The organism is Microbulbifer echini, assembly GCF_041447225.1.
In the GTDB taxonomy this organism is placed as follows: Bacteria; Pseudomonadota; Gammaproteobacteria; order Pseudomonadales; family Cellvibrionaceae; genus Microbulbifer; species Microbulbifer echini.
Window position 1 is genome coordinate 101,331 of sequence record NZ_JBGMEL010000008.1, and the last position, 22,354, is coordinate 123,684.

General features: G+C 45.1%; 19 protein-coding genes. 6 read left to right on the top strand and 13 right to left on the bottom strand.

All coding sequences use genetic code 11. The features are described 5' to 3' along the window. The first annotated feature begins 365 nt into the window (after nt 1–365). Both ACCI51_RS09755 and ACCI51_RS09760 read left to right on the top strand, forming a co-directional pair. On the top strand, nt 366–1,223 hold the full coding sequence (locus ACCI51_RS09755) for a hypothetical protein (protein WP_299588168.1): 858 nt from the start codon (nt 366–368) through the stop codon (nt 1,221–1,223). Between the two features lie 206 nt (nt 1,224–1,429). Beyond that, the gene (locus tag ACCI51_RS09760; protein ID WP_371843428.1) at nt 1,430–1,918 is read left to right on the top strand and encodes an AAA family ATPase; all 489 of its coding nucleotides are present in this window, start codon (nt 1,430–1,432) and stop codon (nt 1,916–1,918) included. A gap of 207 nt (nt 1,919–2,125) precedes the next feature. Here the strand turns inward: ACCI51_RS09760 and ACCI51_RS09765 are convergent, their stop codons facing one another. From ACCI51_RS09765 to ACCI51_RS09780, 4 genes are all read right to left on the bottom strand, one after another. Continuing rightward, nucleotides 2,126–2,665, bottom strand: coding sequence for an MFS transporter (locus ACCI51_RS09765; RefSeq protein WP_371843429.1), 540 nt, complete (start codon nt 2,663–2,665; stop codon nt 2,126–2,128). Beyond that, nucleotides 2,577–3,305, bottom strand: a complete 729-nt coding sequence (locus ACCI51_RS09770) for an MFS transporter (RefSeq protein ID WP_299588215.1) — start codon at nt 3,303–3,305, stop codon at nt 2,577–2,579. The genes ACCI51_RS09765 and ACCI51_RS09770 overlap by 89 nt, the downstream gene beginning before the upstream one ends. An 18-nt stretch (nt 3,306–3,323) precedes the next feature. Beyond that, complete coding sequence (locus tag ACCI51_RS09775) at nt 3,324–3,539, bottom strand: MFS transporter (protein WP_371843430.1); 216 nt, start codon at nt 3,537–3,539, stop codon at nt 3,324–3,326. Between the two features lie 401 nt (nt 3,540–3,940). Further along, nucleotides 3,941–5,344, bottom strand: coding sequence for an MFS transporter (locus ACCI51_RS09780; RefSeq protein WP_371843431.1), 1,404 nt, complete (start codon nt 5,342–5,344; stop codon nt 3,941–3,943). A gap of 152 nt (nt 5,345–5,496) precedes the next feature. On the opposite strand from ACCI51_RS09780, the gene ACCI51_RS09785 reads away from it, so the two are divergent. Then, nucleotides 5,497–6,261 carry an amidohydrolase family protein gene (locus tag ACCI51_RS09785; RefSeq protein WP_371843432.1) on the top strand — a complete coding sequence of 255 codons (765 nt, stop codon included), beginning with the start codon at nt 5,497–5,499 and terminating at the stop codon, nt 6,259–6,261. Between the two features lie 170 nt (nt 6,262–6,431). On the opposite strand, the gene ACCI51_RS09790 is transcribed toward ACCI51_RS09785, so the two are convergent. Beyond that, nucleotides 6,432–7,388: a UDP-glucuronic acid decarboxylase family protein gene (locus ACCI51_RS09790; RefSeq protein ID WP_371843433.1), complete on the bottom strand. Its 957-nt coding sequence runs from the start codon at nt 7,386–7,388 to the stop codon at nt 6,432–6,434. A 561-nt stretch (nt 7,389–7,949) separates the two neighbouring features. Between ACCI51_RS09790 and ACCI51_RS09795 the strand changes: the two genes are divergently transcribed. After that, nucleotides 7,950–8,681 (top strand): glycerophosphodiester phosphodiesterase, encoded by a 732-nt coding sequence (locus ACCI51_RS09795; protein WP_299588189.1) that lies wholly within the window; start codon nt 7,950–7,952, stop codon nt 8,679–8,681. Nucleotides 8,682–9,197: 516 nt separating this feature from the next. On the opposite strand, the gene ACCI51_RS09800 is transcribed toward ACCI51_RS09795, so the two are convergent. From ACCI51_RS09800 to ACCI51_RS09825, 6 genes are all read right to left on the bottom strand, one after another. Beyond that, complete coding sequence (locus ACCI51_RS09800) at nt 9,198–10,379, bottom strand: FAD-dependent oxidoreductase (RefSeq protein WP_371843434.1); 1,182 nt, start codon at nt 10,377–10,379, stop codon at nt 9,198–9,200. 9 nt (nt 10,380–10,388) lie between these two features. Then, on the bottom strand, nt 10,389–11,363 hold the full coding sequence (locus ACCI51_RS09805) for a Rossmann-fold NAD(P)-binding domain-containing protein (protein ID WP_371843435.1): 975 nt from the start codon (nt 11,361–11,363) through the stop codon (nt 10,389–10,391). 15 nt (nt 11,364–11,378) lie between these two features. Beyond that, nucleotides 11,379–12,401: a class I SAM-dependent methyltransferase gene (locus tag ACCI51_RS09810; protein ID WP_371843436.1), complete on the bottom strand. Its 1,023-nt coding sequence runs from the start codon at nt 12,399–12,401 to the stop codon at nt 11,379–11,381. Between the two features lie 182 nt (nt 12,402–12,583). Then, nucleotides 12,584–13,969 carry an MFS transporter gene (locus tag ACCI51_RS09815; protein WP_299588199.1) on the bottom strand — a complete coding sequence of 462 codons (1,386 nt, stop codon included), beginning with the start codon at nt 13,967–13,969 and terminating at the stop codon, nt 12,584–12,586. A gap of 338 nt (nt 13,970–14,307) precedes the next feature. Beyond that, complete coding sequence (locus ACCI51_RS09820; protein WP_299588202.1) at nt 14,308–15,372, bottom strand: LacI family DNA-binding transcriptional regulator; 1,065 nt, start codon at nt 15,370–15,372, stop codon at nt 14,308–14,310. 77 nt (nt 15,373–15,449) lie between these two features. Beyond that, nucleotides 15,450–16,712, bottom strand: a complete 1,263-nt coding sequence (locus ACCI51_RS09825; RefSeq protein WP_371843437.1) for an MFS transporter — start codon at nt 16,710–16,712, stop codon at nt 15,450–15,452. A gap of 429 nt (nt 16,713–17,141) precedes the next feature. Here ACCI51_RS09825 and ACCI51_RS09830 point away from each other — a divergent pair, with 429 nt between their 5' ends. Both ACCI51_RS09830 and pgmB read left to right on the top strand, forming a co-directional pair. Then, the gene (locus ACCI51_RS09830; RefSeq protein ID WP_371843438.1) at nt 17,142–19,496 is read left to right on the top strand and encodes a glycoside hydrolase family 65 protein; all 2,355 of its coding nucleotides are present in this window, start codon (nt 17,142–17,144) and stop codon (nt 19,494–19,496) included. Next, nucleotides 19,493–20,164 carry a beta-phosphoglucomutase gene (gene pgmB, locus ACCI51_RS09835; RefSeq protein WP_371843439.1) on the top strand — a complete coding sequence of 224 codons (672 nt, stop codon included), beginning with the start codon at nt 19,493–19,495 and terminating at the stop codon, nt 20,162–20,164. Before ACCI51_RS09830 ends, pgmB begins: the two co-directional genes overlap by 4 nt. A 669-nt stretch (nt 20,165–20,833) precedes the next feature. Here pgmB and ACCI51_RS09840 read toward each other — a convergent pair. After that, nucleotides 20,834–21,241, bottom strand: coding sequence for a PaaI family thioesterase (locus tag ACCI51_RS09840; protein WP_299588210.1), 408 nt, complete (start codon nt 21,239–21,241; stop codon nt 20,834–20,836). A gap of 53 nt (nt 21,242–21,294) precedes the next feature. Continuing rightward, on the bottom strand, nt 21,295–22,314 hold the full coding sequence (locus tag ACCI51_RS09845) for an ATP-binding protein (RefSeq protein ID WP_371843440.1): 1,020 nt from the start codon (nt 22,312–22,314) through the stop codon (nt 21,295–21,297). Between the last annotated feature and the right edge of the window lie 40 nt (nt 22,315–22,354).

Genomic DNA, 22,354 nt, shown 5'->3' on the forward strand with positions numbered 1-22,354 from the left:
CCAGCCACTTACATTTACGTACTCTAGTGCCATTTTGCACGCTACTCAGCAACACCACAGCTCCTCAGTTTTCTTAACCTCAGCCAAAGTACATGCTCATTTTTCATCACCAATGCGGTGTGCCAACAAGTAATTTATTTGAGCAGTAAATATGCTAATGTTCTCTGCGTTTATCGAGTGGCAGCTGCACCTGTTGGGTTTTGGCATACCTTACTCCGCATGGCAGCTCTATAATTATTATACTCAAGGTTATGGATCCTTATCTTTATTCTTATGCCGCTCGTTATAACTGTTTTTTCTGAATTCAATACAAAAGCGACATTGATTTTACATTTTATAAATTCCACCTCATAAAGGGACTGAATATGAGTGCAGATGTTTTTACTGATACGAAAATACAAGAGATGGTTAAGTTTTGCTCTACAGGCTATGATGCTTGGAGCAAAATTATAAATAAGGATGTCACCAACAACTATATTGCCGGTCGTGACCGTTCTGCTAAAGGACAGGTTTATTGGAACAATCTCAACAGTGAAGTGAGCTGTATTCTGGCCATTCATTCCTTTCTCAAAGAATACTTAACTTCAAAAGTACCTACGATTGAAATTGTGCGACTGGATAAACTGCGAGAAAGCTTCAGACATGCAGCTGTTGACTATCAAAGACGATGCTCCACCGCACACCTCACAAAAGAAATAGACAAGAAAATTAGTAAAAATGAAGCCCTCAAAGAAGACAGACGTGAGAACTTTGCAATTTCTTCACTCTCATTGGTAGCCTCTATCAATGACATTTCGTCTAAAATTAATGGTGTTGTAGCGACAATTATTGCACTTAAGGGGATGAGAAAGAACCTTACTTCATTCGATGCTTCTTGGAGTGAATACTATAAAACAATCCGCCGAGATTTCCTGGCTGTCGCCTCAAATGTGGTAGGCATTTTTGCACCTACAGCAATGGGGAATACCATTATCGTTGCCTGGATGTATAGCGATACACGCGATTATTTAAATTTTGAAAAAACAGGACAGCAATTATCAGAAAACAAACAAAAGCTGTTAAAGGCGGCAGATAAATTTAGTGGCGATACCTCGATTGGTGACTTCTACACCTACGTACTGGTGACTGCACTTGCTGAGCACTATGGTTTTTCACCCAACAACGGAATCAGGTATACTCCTCAACACGAACATCTAAGCACGGTCAAGGGTATTTTAGGGTAGAACTTTCCTCTGGTTAGTATCACGCTATAATAAAAGGTGATATATTTTGTGCAGGATTAGTAGATACGATATTATTGAACGTGTCTATAGTACAACCTAGTTATTTACTGTTGTTATGCCTGCACTTGTAATTCAACTACAACTCGGATAATGCTGGAAGTTTACATACAAAACGCTAGCATTGTATTTTTCAAAGAGGTTTTTAATTGGATAAGATACTGATATTCGGTAATTCAGGTTCTGGGAAATCCACATTAGCGAAACATCTTTCCAGAAAATCAGGATTGTATCACTTAGATTTAGACTCCCTAGCATGGCTGCCAACTACACCTCCCCAGAGAATGCCTATAGAAGAGTCTAGAGTTCAAATGAAGACTTTCCTTAAAGAGCAGGTAAGCTGGGTTGTGGAGGGGTGCTATACCGATTTGCTTGAGCTTCTGATTGCCCAAGCCACCGAGATCATATTTATGGATCTTAATGTAAAACAGTGCCTAGATAATGCCAAAAATCGCCCCTGGGAACCGCACAAGTATGATTCTAAAGAAGCGCAAGATGCAAATCTTAATATGCTAGTGAACTGGATCAGAGATTATTACTCTAGAGCCAACACCTTTTCGCATCAAGCGCACCTGAGATTTTATAATTCCTTTAAAGGAAAAAAATCTGCTTACACAGAGAATCCAACCTACCTGTAAAGCTTACAATAATTTTATCTTTAATTGCCGCCATCTATTTAATTTTTTCATGGAATGATGGCCGCTCTTAGCATTCTGGCCCCTAATAGAACCTGTGCGGAGCCCATCAGAATATTGGGCCTAAACAGGGGCAAGTTCACTAGGGCTCTCTGCAAACTAAAAAAGGTTACAATTAGCATAACTCTTAAAACCTAATTAAAAATATCATTACATTATTCCTTCCTCTGTATAATCCACCTCGACATCTTTACCGTTAACAAACAATAGACAGACCACCAATCCAGCCAGTGCTAAATAGGCGTTCACAGTGAAAGCTCTATCTATACCTGAGGGCAAATTCGGGGCCATTGTAACAATAATTGTATTCATTCCCAACCCAATGGCACCACCGGCGATTTGGCACATATAAAATATGGCGCCAGCTAAACTTGCGCGGGAGAGAGCGACAACCATTATTGCTATCGTAGTAATTGTAGAATAGAAAAGGCCTACTCCTGCGCCCAGAATCATCAAACCGGAAACTAGAGAAGGATATGTTGTATGCTCAGTTAAATGGGAAAGCATAAACATTCCAACACACATACATACGGTACCGGCCGAAACGATAGCTTTGGCCCCCAGCCGTTCATATAAGCTGCCAGAAATATATGAAACAATGCTAAAGATGAGCATCATTGGGAGTAATCCAATACCGGAAAATATAGCGGAATAACCATGGACTTTGGTAAGAAACTGAGGAATATACATCAACACTGAAAAAAATCGCGGATAGAGAAAGGGTTGCAATTCCAGCAGCAATAAACTTATTATTTTTGACTACATCTTTAGGTATCAGAGCATTGCTCCCAGCACTACCTTCCACAATAATAAAAAGCCCTATAAATATCAAAAAAGCAGAGAATAAGGATACAATCCACGGGCTTTTGAAACCAAAGTCTACCGCAAGATCCAGAGCAATCAGCAAGCCAAACAAGGATACAGACAGGGTTGTTACACCTGCATAATCTATCTTTTCCTCCAAATTATCCGGGCTATCGTCTGCAACTACCTCCCAGCAAACAAAACACGCCAGAGCAGCAATTGGTATATTGATAAAGAAGATCCAGCGCCAACTGGCAAAGTCAGTTAACATCCCACCCAGCATCGGCCCCATTGAATTTGATGCACCACCTATCATCATAATTAGGCCCCCTGCCAGACCTGATCGATCTTCAGGCATCAACCTATAAATCATCCCCAGGATTGCTGGCCACATCATGGCGCCGCCAATACCCATCAACGCCCTCGACACCAATAGCATGGACATATCAACCGCAAGGCCACCGAGAAAGGAAAATAGTACAAAGAAAACACTGCCTATAAAGAAGATACGGCGGCGTCCAAACATATCTGCCAAACGGCCACCTCAGATTATCAGAACACCGAACAAAAGAGTGTATCCATTGATGACCCATTGGGCCGTAGTGATGTTTGAGTTGAACTCTTTTTCCATCGCGGGGATAGCTACGGAGAAGGCCGTAAAATCATTCCCAAATAAAAATATCGCCAGACCTAATGCGACCAACCCTAGAATTTGATCTTTATTCAGTGGTGTATTGGATTTTGTCATTTTATCTTTCAAATAGCTTTTCCACTTGAGAAACACAGCTGATTCTAGAAAATTTGACCTGTCAACCTCTTAAGCACTACGTGATTTTTTTTATGAATGGTTTATACCTTGTAATTTTTACCCCCACCTTCATAACCAATGTTTCATTCAAAAAAATAAATAATGATTCACCTCATACACCTAGGGAAACCAGAGGTCAATTAAATTCCTGATAAAATATTTCGACAACCCCCTTAAATAGCATGAAAATTATAAGTCGGAAACAGTAAAAAACTCGTAGCAGCACGAACCATTGGCAGTAACTCTATAAAAGAACCTTTCATTTATTAGAACTAATCGATAGTGGATACAAAGCTATTTTAAGAGAGAATAATTTTTTATCCGATTCATCCTCACATCTATAGTTAACTCTTTTATAAGATACCCTCCTCTTCATAGTCCACTTTTACATCCTTACCACTAACAAATAATATACAGACTACTAATCCAGCGAGGGCCAGGTAAGCATTCACAGTAAACGCTCTATCTATTCCAGTCGGTAAGTCTGGAGCCATAGCCACTATCGTCGTATTCATGCCCAGCCCGATAGCTCCCCCAGCAATTTGGAACATATACAGAATGGCCCCTGCCAAACTAGATCTTGAGGGGTCCACCACGGTGATAGCTGCTGTGGTGATCGTGGAGTAAAAGAGCCCAACCCCAGCACCCAGTATCATTAATCCGGGAATCAATACCGGGTAGGTAGTATCTTTAGTCAAGTGGGAAAGCATAAACATTCCTACGCACATGCATATAGTACCGGCACATACGATAACTTTTGCTCCCAACCTCTCATAAAGACTACCTGATATATAAGAAACAATACCAAATACCATCATCATGGGTAATAAACCAATACCGGAAAATGCAGCGGAATATCCTCGAACTTTTGTCAAAAACTGGGGGACATATAACAAAGCAGCAAAGAAAACTACTGATAATAAAAGGGTTGCAATACCTGCAGCAAAAAATTTACTATTTCTGGCTACGTCCTCGGGAATCAAAGCATTCATCCCCGCATTGCGCTCAACGATAATAAACAGACCCATAAAAACCAGAAATATTGAAAATAGGGAAATAATGATTGGACTTTTAAAACCAAAATCTACAGCAAAATCTAATGCAACCAATAAACCAAACAGGGAGATAGATAGGGTTGTTACACCTGCGTAATCAATCTTCTCCTTCACATCTTCTGGGCTGTCATCTGCCACCACCTTCCAACAGACTAGACACGCCAAAAGGGCTATTGGGAGATTAATAAAGAATATCCAACGCCAACTCGCTAAATCAGTTAACACTCCTCCGAGCATTGGTCCTATCGCATTGGATGCGCCGCAGACCGTCATAATTAAGCCACCAGCTAGACCGGAACGATCCTCCGGCATCAATCCATAGATCATCCCCAGTATCGCCGGCCACATCAACGCTCCGCCAATACCCATCAATGCCCTTGACACCAAGAGCATCCACATATCAACCGCAAGTCCACCGAGCAGGGAGAAAAAAACAAAGATCGCGGTGCCGATAAAAAAGATGCGACGACGTCCAAGCATATCTGCCAGACGTCCACCAGAGATGATAAGAACTCCGAAGACCAGGGTATACCCATTAATAACCCACTGAGCTGTGGTGATATTGGAGTTAAATTCCTTTTCCATAGCTGGAATTGCCACAGAAAAAGCAGTAAAGTCATTGGCAATCAGGAAAACCGCTAGGCTTAGGGCAAATAACCCAAGAAATTGTGTTTTCGTTAGAGGAGGCTTAGCCTTCGTCATTTTCTCCTTCCTAGCACTTCCTATGGCAGCGCAAACTTAAAATTTGATCTAGTAAGTCTGGCCCATCTATTCCTCTAACATGGTTTTTTTTGTGACGGAGTATTTTGGTAGAAATCAATGACCTACCCAGTATATCTTATGAGTCGTTTATTATGTCAACCGTAAAAACCACAGTATTTGATAGTCATTTTCATATTATTGCTCCCGGATATCCAATCTATCCTAACCAGGGATTTACTCCTAACAGCTTTACTATTAATGACTACTTATCATCTTTAAAAGAGTTTAACTTAGTTGGCGGCGCTGTCGTTTCAGGATCGTTCCAAAAGCAGGACCAAACCTATCTAAAAGACGCACTGAATATACTGGGCAAAGGGTTTGTGGGCGTTACCCAAATTCTATCCGACAGCAGTGACGAAACTATTTTGGCGCTAAATAATCAGGGGGTTCGAGCTGTCAGGTTCAACCTAAAGCGTGGCGGTTCTGAGGATATAACAAAAATCAAAAGTTTTTCCCAGAGAGTCTATGACCTCGCTAGCTGGCATGTAGAGCTTTATGTAGACGCCGCTCGGCTGGAGCCTCTCATGACTACCTTAGTCACTCTCCCACGAGTATCTATTGATCATCTCGGACTCAGCTCATCTGGTTTGAAATACTTACTCTCACTTGCAGAGAAAGGCGTCAAAGTGAAAGCCTCGGGATTCGGTCGCGTTGATTTCGACCCAGCGGTAGCTATCAACAATTTATACCAGGCAAACTCAGACTGCCTTATGTTTGGCTCTGACCTTCCCTCGACAAGGGCGCCGCGCCCCTTTTGTAATGAAGATGTCACTCTGATCAAAGACACTTTAGGTGAACCGGGGGCCAGTAAGGTTCTCTGGAAAAATGCTCAAGCACTTTATCTCCGACGCCAGTAACTTTTTAATACACTATTGAATATGTAGGGTTCATCTTGACCGATGCATTATTCTCTTGGGTTTAACGATATTGAGAGGTACCGAAACAGGCCAGTTAAATACTTAGTGGATGCAAAAATCGGTATAAAGTATACCCAATAGCTAAAATCATAGCCTTGGTAATTGTTTCCCTATTGGCTACTATCATTTCCCATACAAAGGAGATGCTCAAAGTAGGTGATGGTTTGGCTAAGCCCGTGGTCGAGCATTACACTTGGCTGCCAATCAAGCAGCCTCCTTGCCTGGCTTATCTCTGGCTGGCGCTGCTGAGGATCATCTTTAGGCATTGGTAGGAAGACCAGTTTTGATGAAGATCCTGTTAATGCAAGCACACGCTTCGCCAGATGGGCAATCGTTATCTCATATGGGCTACCCAGGTTAATGGGCCCAGTAAATTCTGTCGATGTTCCCATCAGACAAATTAATCCTTCAATCAAGTCTTCTATGTAGCAAAAGCTTCTTGTCTGTTGTCCTGTTCCATAGATGGTAATGTCATCGCCTTTCAAGGCCTGAACGATGAAATTACTGATAACACGACCGTCATTTGGATGCATTCGGGGCCCGTAAGTATTAAAAATTCTCGCAACCTTGATTTGTAATCCATGCTGTCGGTAATAACTGAAAAATAATGTTTCCGCGCAACGTTTCCCCTCCATATAACATGCTCGCATACAAACAGGGTTAACCTTGCCCCAGTAACTCTCAGGCTGAGGATGGACTTCGGGATCCCCGTAAACTTCACTTGACGAAGCCTGAAATATTTTAGCCTTAGTACGTTTAGCAAGACCCAGCATGTTAATAGCGCCTTCTACACTGGTCTTTAGTGTCTGTACCGGATCAAGTTGGTAATGAACGGGCGAAGCTGGGCAAGCTAGATTATAGATTTCATCAACTTCTAGGTATAACGGGAGTGTTACATCATGCCGAATCAGTTCAAAACAAGTATTATTCAATAAGTGTTGAATGTTGTATTTCGTCCCGGTACAAAAGTTATCTGCGCAATACACTTCATGTCCAGCGTTTAACAACCTTTCGCATAAGTGGGATCCTAAAAACCCAGCACCACCAGTAACCAATATACGTGACATTAAATCACCAGAATCATTATTACTTACACAAACAGGATAGAAATTAAAAACATAGGCACATGATCAAACTTACATGGAATCAACCGCCTCAAAAAGGGCAACCAAAACCGCCCTTTAAATTGTGACCACAAAAATCCACCTATCATCTAAATTTACGCCAATTACCTATTGGAATTAATTTGTTTCTGTGGATTAGAATAAGTCCATATCCCATCAAAAAATAACTGATACTATTTTGGCCTCATCATAAAAAGACATAGACAATCATGGAAAATAATTTAAAATTATAGTTTATACTCAAATACAGATTTCATTTCTAACAAATTCGTTTGTTCGCATATTTCCACCCAAGCAGCAATATTTGTTGGCCAGCTAGATATCGAGACATATCCTTCATAGATAGCCGGTATAATCCCCTAAAGTAATCAGTATATTATGTGTTACTAACTTTACTGATTAAACGTTCTACACTATGAATTCTTAATTTTAGTAATAGTATAATTCTGTCGTAACAATTTCATGACAGATTAGCAAAATCTCTATTGATTGGATTCTCAGCTAATGACATCAGGCACCCTCTTCTGTTTCGCCCACCGCGGCTACCAACGATCAGCCAGCGAAAATACCCTACAAGCCATTGAGCACGCTATGGAACTGGCGGTTGTCGGTATTGAAATCGATATATGGAATATCGGTGGTCAACTTCTAGTCACACACGACAGACGCCTGGGACGTTTACAGCCAGGAAGAGAGCTGATTACGGATATGTGTGCTGAAGCTCTTAGAAAGAGGCCTCTACCCTGCGGTAATACCATTCCTATATTACAAGAAGTCTTGGAGCTTGTTGGTGACAGAGCACAGCTAAATATAGAACTTAAAGGTCCCAATTGTGCAAACTTGTTCGCGCAGGAGGTTCGCGCATTTGTCATCGATAAGGGCGCCACTTTTGATCAGTATATCGTTTCTTCATTTGATCAACGTCAACTGTACGAGTGCCTATGCCTACTACCAGAGGTGCGCCGCGGCGTAATAATACTTGGAGTGCCCCTCGATCTTGCCACCTGCGCTACCCCTCTAAAAGCCTACTCTCTACACACAGCTCTGGACTTCCTCAATACAGATCTACTGGCCGATGCCAAGCAGCGAGGACTAAAAAACTATATTTTTACCGTCAATGAACCCGATGATTTAATATTATTAGCGGAACAAGGCATAGATGGAGTGTTTACCGATAAGCCACAGATGGTTCTGGATTTCAACGCGAGAATTCTGGCCAGCAAGGCGGCCGGCTAATATTTAATTGGGAGAATCCACCACGTTTCTTCGTAATACCTGACGATATCCAAGCTGAAAATTGTGCTAATATTTTCATAAGAAGCCTTTTCTTCCTCAACGCCTGCATCGAATCGCTTTCCACTCTCAATCAGAAATTAGACCCGTACTGACGTAAATGCTAGCCAGACATGCTCCATGAGTGCGGAATCAACCCCAAAAATATCCGATGTTATTGCCATAATGGTGGTATTTATATCGAATAAAATTGAACTTCCGGAAACTTTAAAAACAGATCGAGCCCTACGAGTCAGACTAGTGCTAGAGGTATCGGCTTCGACAAATACCGCCGTAGCTATTGCTGAATATAAAAGGCCCAAATTACTAATCTTTTAACTTCTATCTTTGTATTAAGAGATTCAATCTCTGTAAAGATTTACGACCATTAGAATGCGCTAAAAATCATATCATCAAAAGAGATAATGAAGTCTAAAAGTGTATTCTAAATGTAATACTTAGTACCAGTTTTACAGCCTCTTAAAGCGACAGAGAGGACCTACTCACAGACCAGGGCGACACATCAAATAGAGTGGGCTCATCCAACACCAGTCGTTTTAGATTCTCACCAATCACAGGTGCAAATTTAAAGGCCTGTCCAGAATCATGACTAAAAATACAGATATTATTACTCAAGCGATCCAACACAAATCCGGCATCTGGGCTCATCGTATATGGACACAAATGTGTCTCTACACGGGCCTTTACTCCTTCTATATATGCAAATACAAAATTATCGAGAGTTTGCAGTAGCTTCCTGGGGATCTTTATATTTTTAGATGGATAATAATCCGACATCTTTAATTTTTCTGGCGCCCAATCTATCCCAATTTTTATTAGCCCTCGGTCACTCTTCCTGTCACCCATATAGGGAAACCCGTAATAAAGCCCTTGATCTGGATCACCCTTCAATTTTTCTTGAAAACAAAACCACTGGGGATAACGCTCAAGCTGATTGGTTTCAACCGAATAATACGCCCATAACATTTGCCATACTTGCAAGTGGACCTTATATCCCAATGCCTTAAGGAAATATTTTGACCACGGGCCTGCTGCTAAGATGCAGCGCTTGGAGAGAGCCTTAAGACCATTTTCAAAAGTAACTTTAACATCAGCACCATCACAAACTGAAATAACTTTAGTCTCTGTACGTATTTCATGACCACAACGTACAATCTCATCTGACCAAAATTTTAAGGCTTCACTGGCTAAGACGGCCCCTGCAGCGGGCTCAAATAAACCCTGCCATCTGGGCTCGGTGCGTAATGGCCAACGCGCACTAATTTCCTTTGCTGTTAGCGATTCAAAAGGTATCAAATGCTTCTGCATAACTTCTTTTGCTGCACAGATACTCCCTTCTATCGTTTCCTCACCCCAGTCTTCACCATAAAATAATAAGCCATGGGGTACTCTAAGCCTTTTCCCACACAATCGCTCTTGAGATTTCCAAAGCACATTAGAAAATTTTGCAGCTTGGCTATAGTAAGCGCTCGAATACATCTCTCTGAACATTCTTGTACGACCGGAGCTACTACCAAAGGTATTACCAACCCCATATTGATCACAAACCAGAATTGAATCCACTGAATTACGTAAAGCATAAGCTGAACTAAGCCCAGCCATACCGCCACCAACGACAATCACGTCATAATATTTTTCCATAGTAAAATTTTAATCGTAGATTGTGAATTGTCTTCCCAAATAACTTAGGTGTGGATATCGGGCAGCCAGCCTTTTAAAGCAGGCTTCCGAAATTCGGCAAAATATAAAATTATATACCTGCTGTGGATTCACAGATTTCCAAACTATTGGGTTGTAAAATTCGATAGAGTCCGCAATCACGGCACCAGCGCTGGAAATTCCCTCATCAAATACTATGGTACCTTTTGCTTCCATTATGTGTTGCGCCTTTGATGTAAAAGGCAAGTTAGCTGCACAAACTAATACCTTCGCCTTCAGTTTTCTTGCTAAAACCACATCAATCACTCGCGAAACCGACGCAAAAACAACGATATCCCAATCCTCGGACATCCAATTTTCTTTACTTCTGGTATTGACAGCGCCTGGAATATCTGCCTTTTCCACCACAACATCAAATACAGATACTCCCTCCCCCATCTTAATCAATCTCTTAACTACTCTACTCCCAACGGCACCTGCACCATGTACTAAAACTTTTGCACTTTGAATATTAAGCGCAGACTTTCCAGCAGCAATAGCACCTATAACACCGGATGCAGTTGCTTCCGCATAATGCACCTTTGAACCCAATGCCGCTAAAACATACTGCGTTTTTTCTTCAAGCTGCATAACTTGAACATCACCAAAATTGAGGTCTGCGCCAGTAAAAAAATCCCCTTTTCTCTTATTAAGTTCTACTGCCGCCGTAGTAATCACTTCATCAAAAGCCGCTTGAGATAAGCTGCTGACATTTGCAACAATTTTTCCGCCGCGAAATCCCGTATGGTAAGTTTTATGCTTAATCTGCATTTGCTCGGCTAATTGACAAGCTTCCTCTGCAGCATATGTATCTTTTTGGTACGTTAATACTCTCAAGCCACCATTGGCTGGAAGTGAACTTTTTTTAGTGCAAGCAAAGTGGATTGTTCCACAAGACATATCAATCGACAATAAATCTATACTCATGTTAGCCCTATCACGTTAGCGGCGTATCAAACGAATATAGTGGTGCACGTAATCCATACTGTATTTATAAGGGTCGCCTAAAATACGCTTTTGTAACTCTTCAAATAGTCTATTAATCGCAGCAAGATTTTCACCATGTTCAATGATTGATGTTCGGAATGTCTGCTCACTCCAACTCCGTATGGTTTTCATGAGACCCTCAGAAAACTCAGAGGCATTACCATCCAAATCAAATTTACTACGATATGGACATGAGGTTATCTTTGTTGACATTTCTTGCACGGTCCAGGATTCCCTGTGATGTGGCATATTCAATACCTGCCAAACATCCTCCTCTGTACGGTAGTAGTTTTGAAAAGCTGCGTTATCAAATACCCCTTTTGATATTTCCCCAGCTTTATAAAGCTCTGTCCAAATATCAAACAAGGTATCAAACATGTCTCGATCTTTATCATTATTCCCAAGTAAATGACCAGCCTCATCCTGTGCCAGGTCCACTAGAATAAATTGGCCGCCCACCTCAAACTCCCAGGCTCTTAGGTCAAGCAAACGATTAAAATCATTGAGCGATTGCTTCCTGAAGGCTTTACGCTGTATGCCATCAACCTTGTTTGCCTGTATATGCTCCGTAAGCTTTCCTGGCATCCTGGATAGCCAGTGCATCGTGGTGGCAGCCAGCCCAAGATTAAGGGACGCACGCGGGGCTACGTGCTTATAAAAACTTCCTGGCTGCATAAATACCACCAGGCTTTCAAATTCTGAACTCAATCGATTTAAATTTTTAGACAACATCATTAAATCACTAGCTGGCAAATCATTAGCTATATGATATATATCTTTATGTCCCAGTTTTTGAAATACTCGCCGCCATAGCTCCAGAGAAGTGCCACCGTCTGCAGCACCATAATCCATGGTGTTATAATATTTTTTGTCTGGCATAGAATCCAAAGCGCTAACCATAAGGGGCCAGCTATTATCAATGCAAAACTTAGCCCCTAGCGTTTCGAGGGAATAATTTGCCAGCATACTTATACTCATAGGCCAATCTATCCTTCTCTCCCCACCACTTGCCAAAAGGAAAAATGATCATTCTCATAACTATAGTGTTGGCCAGCCTCAGTTTATATTAGTGCCGCCGTTTAATATAACCATACTGAAAAAAAATCTATTGATTGCATAAAAACCCACGGCCAACAATCTATTCACTAAATGATGTAGACCTAAGATTGAGCATTAGATACCTTCCTGTCATCGAAAAAAACAGATATCACCAATGCAATCAAAGCCAGGTAGGCATTAATCGTAAATGCGCGATCTATCCCGACTGAAAGGTCCGGAGACATCGCTATTACTGTGGTATTCATTCCAAGACCCAGTGCGCCACCGGCAATCTGGAACATATAGATAATACCGCCAGCCAGACTCGATCTAGCTGAAGCTACATTTGTAATTGCAGCGGTGGTCACTGTGGAGAAGGCAAACCCAATTCCAGCTCCAACCACTAACAGCCCCGGTATCAATTCCTGGAAACTCGTATTTTCATTGATATGAGACAGCATAAACATTCCTACACAGATACAAAGCGAACCTGCAGCAATAATCACCTTGGCTCCCAGCTTCTCATAGAGCCTGCCAGAAATGTAGGAAACCAGACCATAGGTAATCATCATTGGCATTAACCCTATACCGGCAAATGTCGGAGAATATCCACGTACCTTATAAAGAAATACAGGAATATATAAAAGCATGGAAAAGTAGACTACAGAGAGCAGCAGGGTCACTATGCACGCGGCAATGAGCCATCTATTTTTCGCAACATCTTCGGGAATTAATGCATCACTGCCAACGTTCCGCTCAACCATAAGAAATCCGCCTAAAAAAAGCAGAGTCACAATAAACAAGATAACGACTAGGGGGCTTTTAAAGCCAATCTCGACAGCAAGATCTAAGGCCACTAACAAGCTAAATAGAGATATGGCCAGTGTTGTCACCCCTAAGTAATCAATATGCTCGCTAATATTCTCAGGCCGATCATCAGCGACGGCTCCCCAGCACGCGAAACACACGAGAGCGGCGACCACGACATCGAGCAGGAATATCCATCGCCAACTTGCATACTCGGTTAAGAATCCCCCAAGTATCGGACCAATGGCATCCGAGACTCCACAGACACCTAAAATCAGACCACCGGCAAGTCCGGACTGCTCTTTTGGTATCAGGCCATAAACCATTCCCAGTATCGCCGGCCACATCAGAGCCCCACCGACTCCCATCAAAGCCCGGGCCACTAACAGCATCCACAGATCAATGGCCAGTGCAGCAAGCAAAGAAAAGAAGGCAAAAATTACCGCGCCAATGAAAAAAATACGTCGACGTCCATAGATATCCGCCAGGCGCCCGCCCATGATAATCAAAACGCCAAAAACCAGTATGTATCCGTTGATAATCCACTGGACTCTTGTGATAGTGGAGTTGAATTCCAGCTCAATGGTAGGAATGGCAGCAGGAAAAACTGTAAGGTCGTTTGCCACCAAAAACACAGCGAAGCTCAGGGCAGTCAGCGCCAGAAACCGATCTCTGTTTAAGGGAAAACTGTTATCTGCCATTTGGTTCTACCAAATACTCTCCGTCATCGGGCTTTAAAAAAATTGCCCTGACAGTTTGGCCCAATAGCTCATAGGGCAGCGAGCTAGGTAGTAGATTGATGTGCCTAGGGCCTGCTGACACTCGTTGAATTGCCTCTGCCAGAGGCCTTTTTTTGTCGTACAAGCCTGAAGGAGCGTGGTGTAGCTACCCTACATTGGCGACAGATATCGCTGTTACGCGGAAAAATGGCCCCGCCCCTTCAAGCTGTAGCCATAAAAGCGGGAGTCCAATTCGAGCCAAGAGCCCCTAAAACTGGGGAGAAGGGAAGGCAACTCCACAATGGGAGCTGCCCGGGGGCTTATTCCTGGAGATATTCCTGAATTGGTTGATACGCAGGATTGGCGCCGCAAGAAGCTCGCACAACAAGTTCTGTAGACAGCACTTCAGGCTCCGCAGTTTGATCACCGATCAACTGCATCATTTTTTCCACCATCAACTCTCCCGCCCGCTGAATATTTTGCCGAATGGTGGTTAATGGGGGAGTATAGAAAGGCGCGATGGGAATATCGTCAAATCCAATCACGGCGACATCCTCTGGCACGGTGTAGCCATGAGCCTGAAGGGCCTTGATCGCCCCCATAGCAATGCTATCGCTTGCCGCAAACACCGCATCAAAGGTCAGCCCTTCCTGCGCCAATAAATCTGTAATGGACTGATAGCCACTTTCACTAGAGAAAGCCACCTCTATCTGACGCGCACTATTACCAAGCCCCTTCATGTTGAGCGCAGAACAATAACCTTCATAGCGCCCATTGATCTCGGGATGCGCGGTATCACCTAAAAAGATAACCTTGCGGCGGCCCAGTTCGAGTAAATGCGCTGTGGCCTGGGAACCTCCCATTTGATTATCACTGCTCACGATACAGTAATTGGAATCCAGCTTTGGCGCCCCCCCCCAGACCACCAGGGGGTCCCCCTGGCGCTGAAGCTCGCGCAGGGGGCTGTCATCCACGCCCTGGCCAATCACGATTACGCCATCGGCACGGCGCGACCCCATCAAGTAGGCATGCCAGTCATCACTTGTGGCTATGCGATTGGAAAACAGGAGATCATAGCGGTGTTCCGCGAGGCGGTCGGCAATAGCACCGATCATGTCCAACATAAAGGGGTCTGAAAAAGTCTGGCCACCCGAGCAGCCCGTGTTGATCACCACCGAAATGGTATGGCTGCGCTTCAGGCGTAAGTTGCGCGCACTCTCATTGATTTTGTAATTCATACTGCGCGCGATTTGCTGGATACGTTCCCGCGTCTTTTCATTGATCAGCGGGTTGTTATTCAGCGCGCGGGAAACGGTGGATTCAGAGACTCCCGCCAGCCGTGCGATATCGGACATGGAGATGGGAGAGGAGGAATCCTTAGGCATGACGTACTTCACCTTGTTCGCGGGAAATACGCCATCTTAGGCGTGCTACAAAGGTTTGTAAAATCAGGGCTGCCGGCTTAAACAGTGAGCTTGGTAACGACTTCGGGGGCTTGCTCCTCTCCACGTTCTACTGCGCGACGGAAGAAGAAAAGGCTGATCAAAATTACTGTTATGGGAAATAGCGACAGATAAAATGCCACTTGCCCGTCAAAGGCCTCGAAGACTGAGCCCGTAATCAGAGAACCCGTAGTACCTCCCAAAGCGGAAAAAATCACCAGAAGCCCTGTCATTGCCGAGTGCTGATGGGTCGGCAGTGAGCTCAACATCACTGAGTTAATAGCCGGATAAATGGGGGCCATAAACAGACCAATCAACGGCAGGATAAAGGCCACAATGGGGGCATTGAACCAGCTGATATCCGGATCGGCCTGCACACCGCTCGACAGTGGCAAGGTCAGTACCACGAGCAATGCCATCGCCAGCAGGCAGGCATTTAGCACGGGATACCAGTGCAAGCGCCGCATTATTACGCCCGCTCCAAGGCGCCCAAGTGCGAGCCCGGCCGCAAAAATACTCGCCGCCTGTACACTCATCGCCGCTGGTAATTTCAGAATTTCATTATTGAATGTGGGCAGCCAGCTACCGATGCCCTGTTCGATCAGTACATAGATAAACACAGAAATCACATAGATATACACCAACGGCTTGGCCATCAGTTTAATCATGGCAAAGAAATCTTCGCGCGGACTCGCACCCTCCTCCCGATTTCCGGCCTCATCCATTTCAGTGAGCCACAATAAAACAAACGCAAATACGCAAATGGCGGCCAATACCCAATAGACACTTAGCCAGGCCGTAGAGTCGGGATTGGCGGAGTCGATAAAGGCACTAAAAAGCCAATAGCCACCAAGAACCCCCACCATAAATACCCCTTCGAGGGTGTTCACCATGCTCGCATGCTCTTTCGCCCCCTGTGTGAGCAGCCCCACAGTGGAATAAACTGCAACTTTCACCAGGGCAAACGCCACCCCTACCGAGAGAAACAACAGTTTCGCCGTCCAGAAACCCGGCACAAGAGGCATGGTGATGCAGGCCACGGCGACAATAGCGAGCCCGGTTAGCATGGCCCTCTTGAAGCCGAAGCGTGGCAGCTGTGAAGCCACCAAAAAAGACACGATACCAATGGGAATATCCTTAAACCCCTCTAGCACGCTGGCCGCCGACTTGCTGACACCGTAGGTATTGATGACCTGTAAAATCACTGTGCCCACACTGTTCAACAGAATAGCGAACACGAAATAGGTAGCGAATAGGGAAAGCAGTATGCGTTGATTGTTCATAACAAATTCTTTATCGGTCTATGGCTCAGGCACACGGCCGTACCAGCCTGTTATTGTACATTTTTTGGTCAATTGAGGGCATCGCCGGATGGGGATGCCGGCGGCGCCAAGAATCTTCAGTATTACCCAGGCTAAAACGATAATGCAATCGTTTGCAATGTATCGTTCCAATAAAATAGAAACATCCCAGGCAAGCTGGTCACAAAACACAGTCTCAGAATTTCAAACCAGGCTCATATCCCTTTTAAATCAATTAGTTAGATAAATTTCTGATAAAAATTAATCCCTTATATTACCCCAAAACAGGTCAATCACCGCAAAGATGCAATCGATTGCAATTGTGCGGTGATTGGCGATAGACTCACTCAGCCTGACCAGGTGTTAATCAACCCGCGGGCATCAATTACTGTCGGTTTCTGTGTAAATGGTATGAAGAAAGAACAACAAAATAACCAAGCAAGTCACCCTTGGCACCTGCTGGAACATGGGTTTCAGGCAGAGGAATATCGCCTCAACGCCACCCTATTCTCCCTGGGCAATGGCTTTATAGGCTTGCGTGGCGCCTTCGAGGAGGGATTTGATCCCGAACCTTTCTCCGACGGTTGTTACCTGAACGGAGTCTATGCCAGCGAACCCATCCGCTATGGAGAAGCCGCCTACGGCTATGCCCGCAATAACCAGCGCATGCTTACGGTGCCAGACGCCAAAGCAATCCATATCTGGATTGATGGTGAGCGCTTTAATCTGGCCGAGGGCGAACTGCTTGAGTATCAACGCCACCTGGATATGGCCAGCGCTACACTTGAGCGCACACTCACCTGGCGCTCACCGCGCGGTAAAACGATCGCATTCAAAATGCAACGCCTGGTCTCCCAGACAGAAAAGCACCTTCTTGTCCTCAATCTGGAGATCACCCCCGTCGATTTTGATGGCGAGATACGCCTGCAATCCTGGATAGACGGGGGCTTCGCACAGGCAGAGCGCAGTGACGACCCTCGCCTGGCCTCGCCGATCGACCAGCAGGACATTCAGTGGCGTGACAACAGCGCTGATGGCGCCTACCTAGCGCTGCCTCTGCAGGTTAAAAGCAGCGGCTTTTCGATTCGCTGTGCCGCTTTACACCATATAGAAGACAGCAGCGATGTTGAGCTCAGTAACCTTCGCAGTGAAGACTGCGTAGCGGCCGAGTACCGCATTAAAGCCCGGCGCAACCAGCTCATCCGCCTGACCAAGTACGTAGCCTATTTTGCGGAGCAACACGCCGACCCTATTGAGACCAAGGCGTTACGCCATTACCTGGAGCGCTGTGCCGGAAAATGTTTTGCGGATCACGCGCGTTTACAGCGTGAACAGATGGATCGGTTTTGGCGGGAATCCGACATTCAAGTGAGCGGCAACCATCGCCTACAGCAGGGTATTCGCTTCAACCTTTTTCATTTATTCCAGTCCCTGGGGCGAGATGGTCGCACCAATATCGCCGCTAAAGGGCTCTCAGGTGACGGCTATGACGGCCATTATTTCTGGGACACTGAAATCTATATATTGCCGTTTTTTCTCTATACTCAACCAGATTTGGCGCGTGGCCTACTGGAGTATCGACACTCGATTCTAGATTCAGCCCGCGCACGCGCCCGTGAATTGGCTATTAAGAAAGGGGCCCTATTCCCTTGGCGCACGATCGGTGGTGAGGAATGCTCCGCTTATTACCCGGCAGGTACCGCACAATTCCACATCAATGCGGATATCGCCTATGCGGTACGCCACTACAGTCAAGTAACCGGCGATAGCGACTTTTTGCGGGATAAAGGTGCGGAGGTGGTCATTGAGGGCGCGCGCCTGTGGATGGAGATCGGTCATTACAACTCGCGCCGAAACAATCAGTTCTGCATCAATGAAGTCACCGGCCCAGATGAATACACTGCGCTGGTAGACAACAATTTCTATACCAATCTCATGGCCCGCGCTCATCTGGAGTACGCTGCAGAAGTGTACCAATGGTTGCAGTCTTTTGACCCTGCCGCGTGTCAGGGTCTGGCCCAACGCATCCAACTGAGCCCCGAAGAACCCCAAAATTGGGCAAAAGCCGCAGCGGCCATGTACCTACCCTATGACCAATCCCTGGGAATACACCCGCAGGATGATGGCTTCCTCAATAAGCCCGTATGGGATTTTGAAGATACGCCTAAAGACCACTACCCCCTGCTACTGCACTACCACCCGCTGGTAATCTACCGCCACCAGGTTTGCAAGCAGGCAGACGTAGTCCTAGGTCTACTACTGCAAAGCTCGGCGTTTAGCGTCGAACAAAAACGCCGCGACTTCAATTTCTACGAACCACTTACCACCCACGACTCCACTCTGTCCGCCTGTATTCACAGCATCATTGCCAGTGAGGTGGGATACCGCGAAAAAGCACTCGGCTATTTCCAGCAGGTGGCGCGCATGGACCTGGACAACCATCACAACAATACCCAGCACGGTATTCACACCGCCTGTATGGGCGGTACCTGGATGTGCATGGTGCAGGGCTTTGCCGGTATGCGCCTACAGGACGACACCATGCATTTTAGCCCCCATGTTCCGCGTGGCATGGATGGTTATCAATTCCGCCTGCGCTTTCGAGGCCGCACCCTGGCGCTGGATGTCAAACGCGATAGCGCCAGCTACACCCTGGTAGAGGGTAAAGCCATCAGCCTGCTGCACGGCAATAAACCCATAGCACTACAGGCGCCGGGTAAAACGCTTACATTTGAAATAACACAGGTAGCGGAGGTATCACAGTGATCTATCGTGCGGCAATATTTGATCTGGACGGTGTTATCGCCGATACCGCGCGGCTGCATTTGGCGGCCTGGCAGCAGCTGGCCGAAGAGCTCAAACTTCCCTGGCCAGAGGATACCGAAGAAAGACTAAAAGGGCTGGAGCGCATGGCCTCACTGGAAGTCATCTTGGGAGAGCAAGGCCGTAAATTCAGTAAAAAGGAAAAACACTCGCTCGCCTCACGCAAGAATAAACGCTATCAGGCGCTGATCCGCAGCCTTTCCCCAAGAGACCTCCTGCCAGGAGCCAGGGAGCTTATGGATTGGCTAAACAAAAGTGAAATCCCTATTGCCCTGGCCTCTGCGAGTAAAAATGCACCGGCCGTTTTGCACGCTTTGGGAATCTCTAATTATTTTTCATTTATTGCAGATCCTGAGCAATCAGCCCCCAAACCCTCTGCAGATATTTTTCTCGCTGCGGCCCATGGCTTACAAGTTGAACCAGACCTCTGTGTGGCCTTTGAAGATGCTTGTGCCGGTATAGCTGCGATCAAAGCAGCCGAGGGAATGACCGCTATCGGCGTAGGCTGTAAAAGTGCGCTGGGTAGCGCAGACTATATTGTTAGCAGCCTAGAAGAATTTGCCCCCAAAGACTTCTTTCTCTCTGAGATTAAAGCCGCGGCCATTCGTTAGAGTTACGGCTGGCAAATATACGGGCTAAATAGTAGGCACTTCACCTACTATTTAGCCTACCAATGATGTATCCATGAATGAAAATAGCTCCACACCCCAATCCAGAAATAATTGCCCTTCAAGCAAGCCTCTCACACCAAGCTTTCACCCAACACTTAACGAGCACTAAGGTTTCGGCCAAAAATACACCCAAAAACAAAATGCGAAAGAAGTAAAAAAGATACCCACCAAGAGGCCGGGAATAGATCCATCCACACAGCATAAACTGCATAAAAATGAACCAGCATCAGCAAGTACCAACAACCGAAGCCCAAGTAACCGAGCAATTTGCCCTGCGCCCGGGCAAAATTAGCAACCCCGAGCCCCACGCAAAGAAAACCCAAATTAATGACCAGCCAAAAATTAGTGTGAAAAGTCTATTTACCCCTATATTGATCATACCCATCCGCCTCCTAGATACCTACATCGAACAACTTCAAACTGACCGTTAAGCTTCTACATACTTCAAGAATCAGCCTCTGATCAAACACCTCATCTGGTGACACTGATGTGAAGGCATGGCCTCCACTTCGAATCAACAGAAATAGGAATCAGGGTTGATCTAGTCAGAGTGCCCAAAAAAAATTCACACGGTGAATCATTGAGAAGCCTCCATATATCTGCATACAATCAAGAATAGAGGACCAGTTGGGTACAGCGAAATAAAGCCAGTTTCTTGCCGGTCGCATGACAAAACACGGAAGCATCCCAGACCTGAGTGGTACGCCCCAAATGGACTGACTCTGCATTACACAGAACAATGCCATCGCGTACTGTTCCAAGGTGGTTGGATTTAAGCTCAATAGTTGTAAAACCTGTGGCTCTTTCTGGTAAATTTGCCATGCACCCGACCCCACAAGCTGTATCGGCTAAAGACACCATACTACCCGCATGCAAATAACCATTGGGCGCCAAGTGAGATTCTGTAACAATCATTTTGGCCTGTACTTCACCTGCAGCTACTTTGACAAGTTTAATACCAATAAGCTCAGGGAATTTTCCAGTACAAAGCGTATTGTAAAAATTATGATCTTTCATCCACATTCCCATCCAGCTTTAAACAGTTCGCCCAATCTCTATTCTGAATCAATTCAATGAGAATCTGTTAATAATTGAGCTAAAGATTCCCCTACGAGCTTTTCTACTACATTTGCCACCTTAGGGGCACACAAGGCATCTTTACAGGGGCCTGCGTATTGGGGATCATGCATAATCACATGGATTAAGGCCAGCTTTGGTCTCCAGCCCGCTTTTATAAAAGCTGTTTCTAACCCATCGATATGAACGCCACCCTCCACGGTCTCGATGCCATTCACCCAGGATTTATACTCGGTGGAGTCAAAACACCCCAATGCAGCTACCTGTATTTGAACCCCGCTATCAGCACCCTCATAATAAAACTGACGCGGCACTCCCAGGGAGTAACCTGCTGAAGAGGGTGAATATCTTACAAAGGCTAAATCCAGTAAACCGCGTTCGGTTAAGAAGCGCTCCTCCTGAAATTCAATAGTCAGCCCAGGATAAAAATGTACAAGCTCAAAAAGCGTTTTTCGCAACGCTGGCATATCTGGTAGTGAGGTTTGAAACAGCTCTCTGTCGACAACTAATTCCAGCTCAGTTCCTTTATCCGACACCACAGATTCAGCTTCACACGCTGACCGAACTTGGCCCCCACCAAATGATTGCCGGTAAACCCTATGACCGTCTGAGCTTTTTACCTTAATATACTCAGAAGCCGCATTGACTACCGCCAAACCAAGCCCCCCAGCAAGAATGTGTATATGCGGAGCGTGGTGGTCAGCAGTGGGTAAATTGTGCCGATACAGACAGTAAAACTCTACCAAATTCGAGCATTCTTCAATGGGAGCATTTACATCAAAGGGAAATCCTCGCCCATCATCCGATACCTTTATGATCGATCCATCAATCACCACCTTAATTTTTGTTGCATGCCCCATTAGGTATTGATCGATCGCGTTGGCGATCAGCTCATAAATTGCATTATTGATTGCAAGGGAACCAATACCACCAAAGTACATTGCCGGTCGCTTTCTCACGGAATCCAATAATGGAAAATATCTTAAATCCTCAGACTTCCCTTCAGCCGACATAAAACGTCCTTCACACTTATTTATATAATAAGGGTTTCTT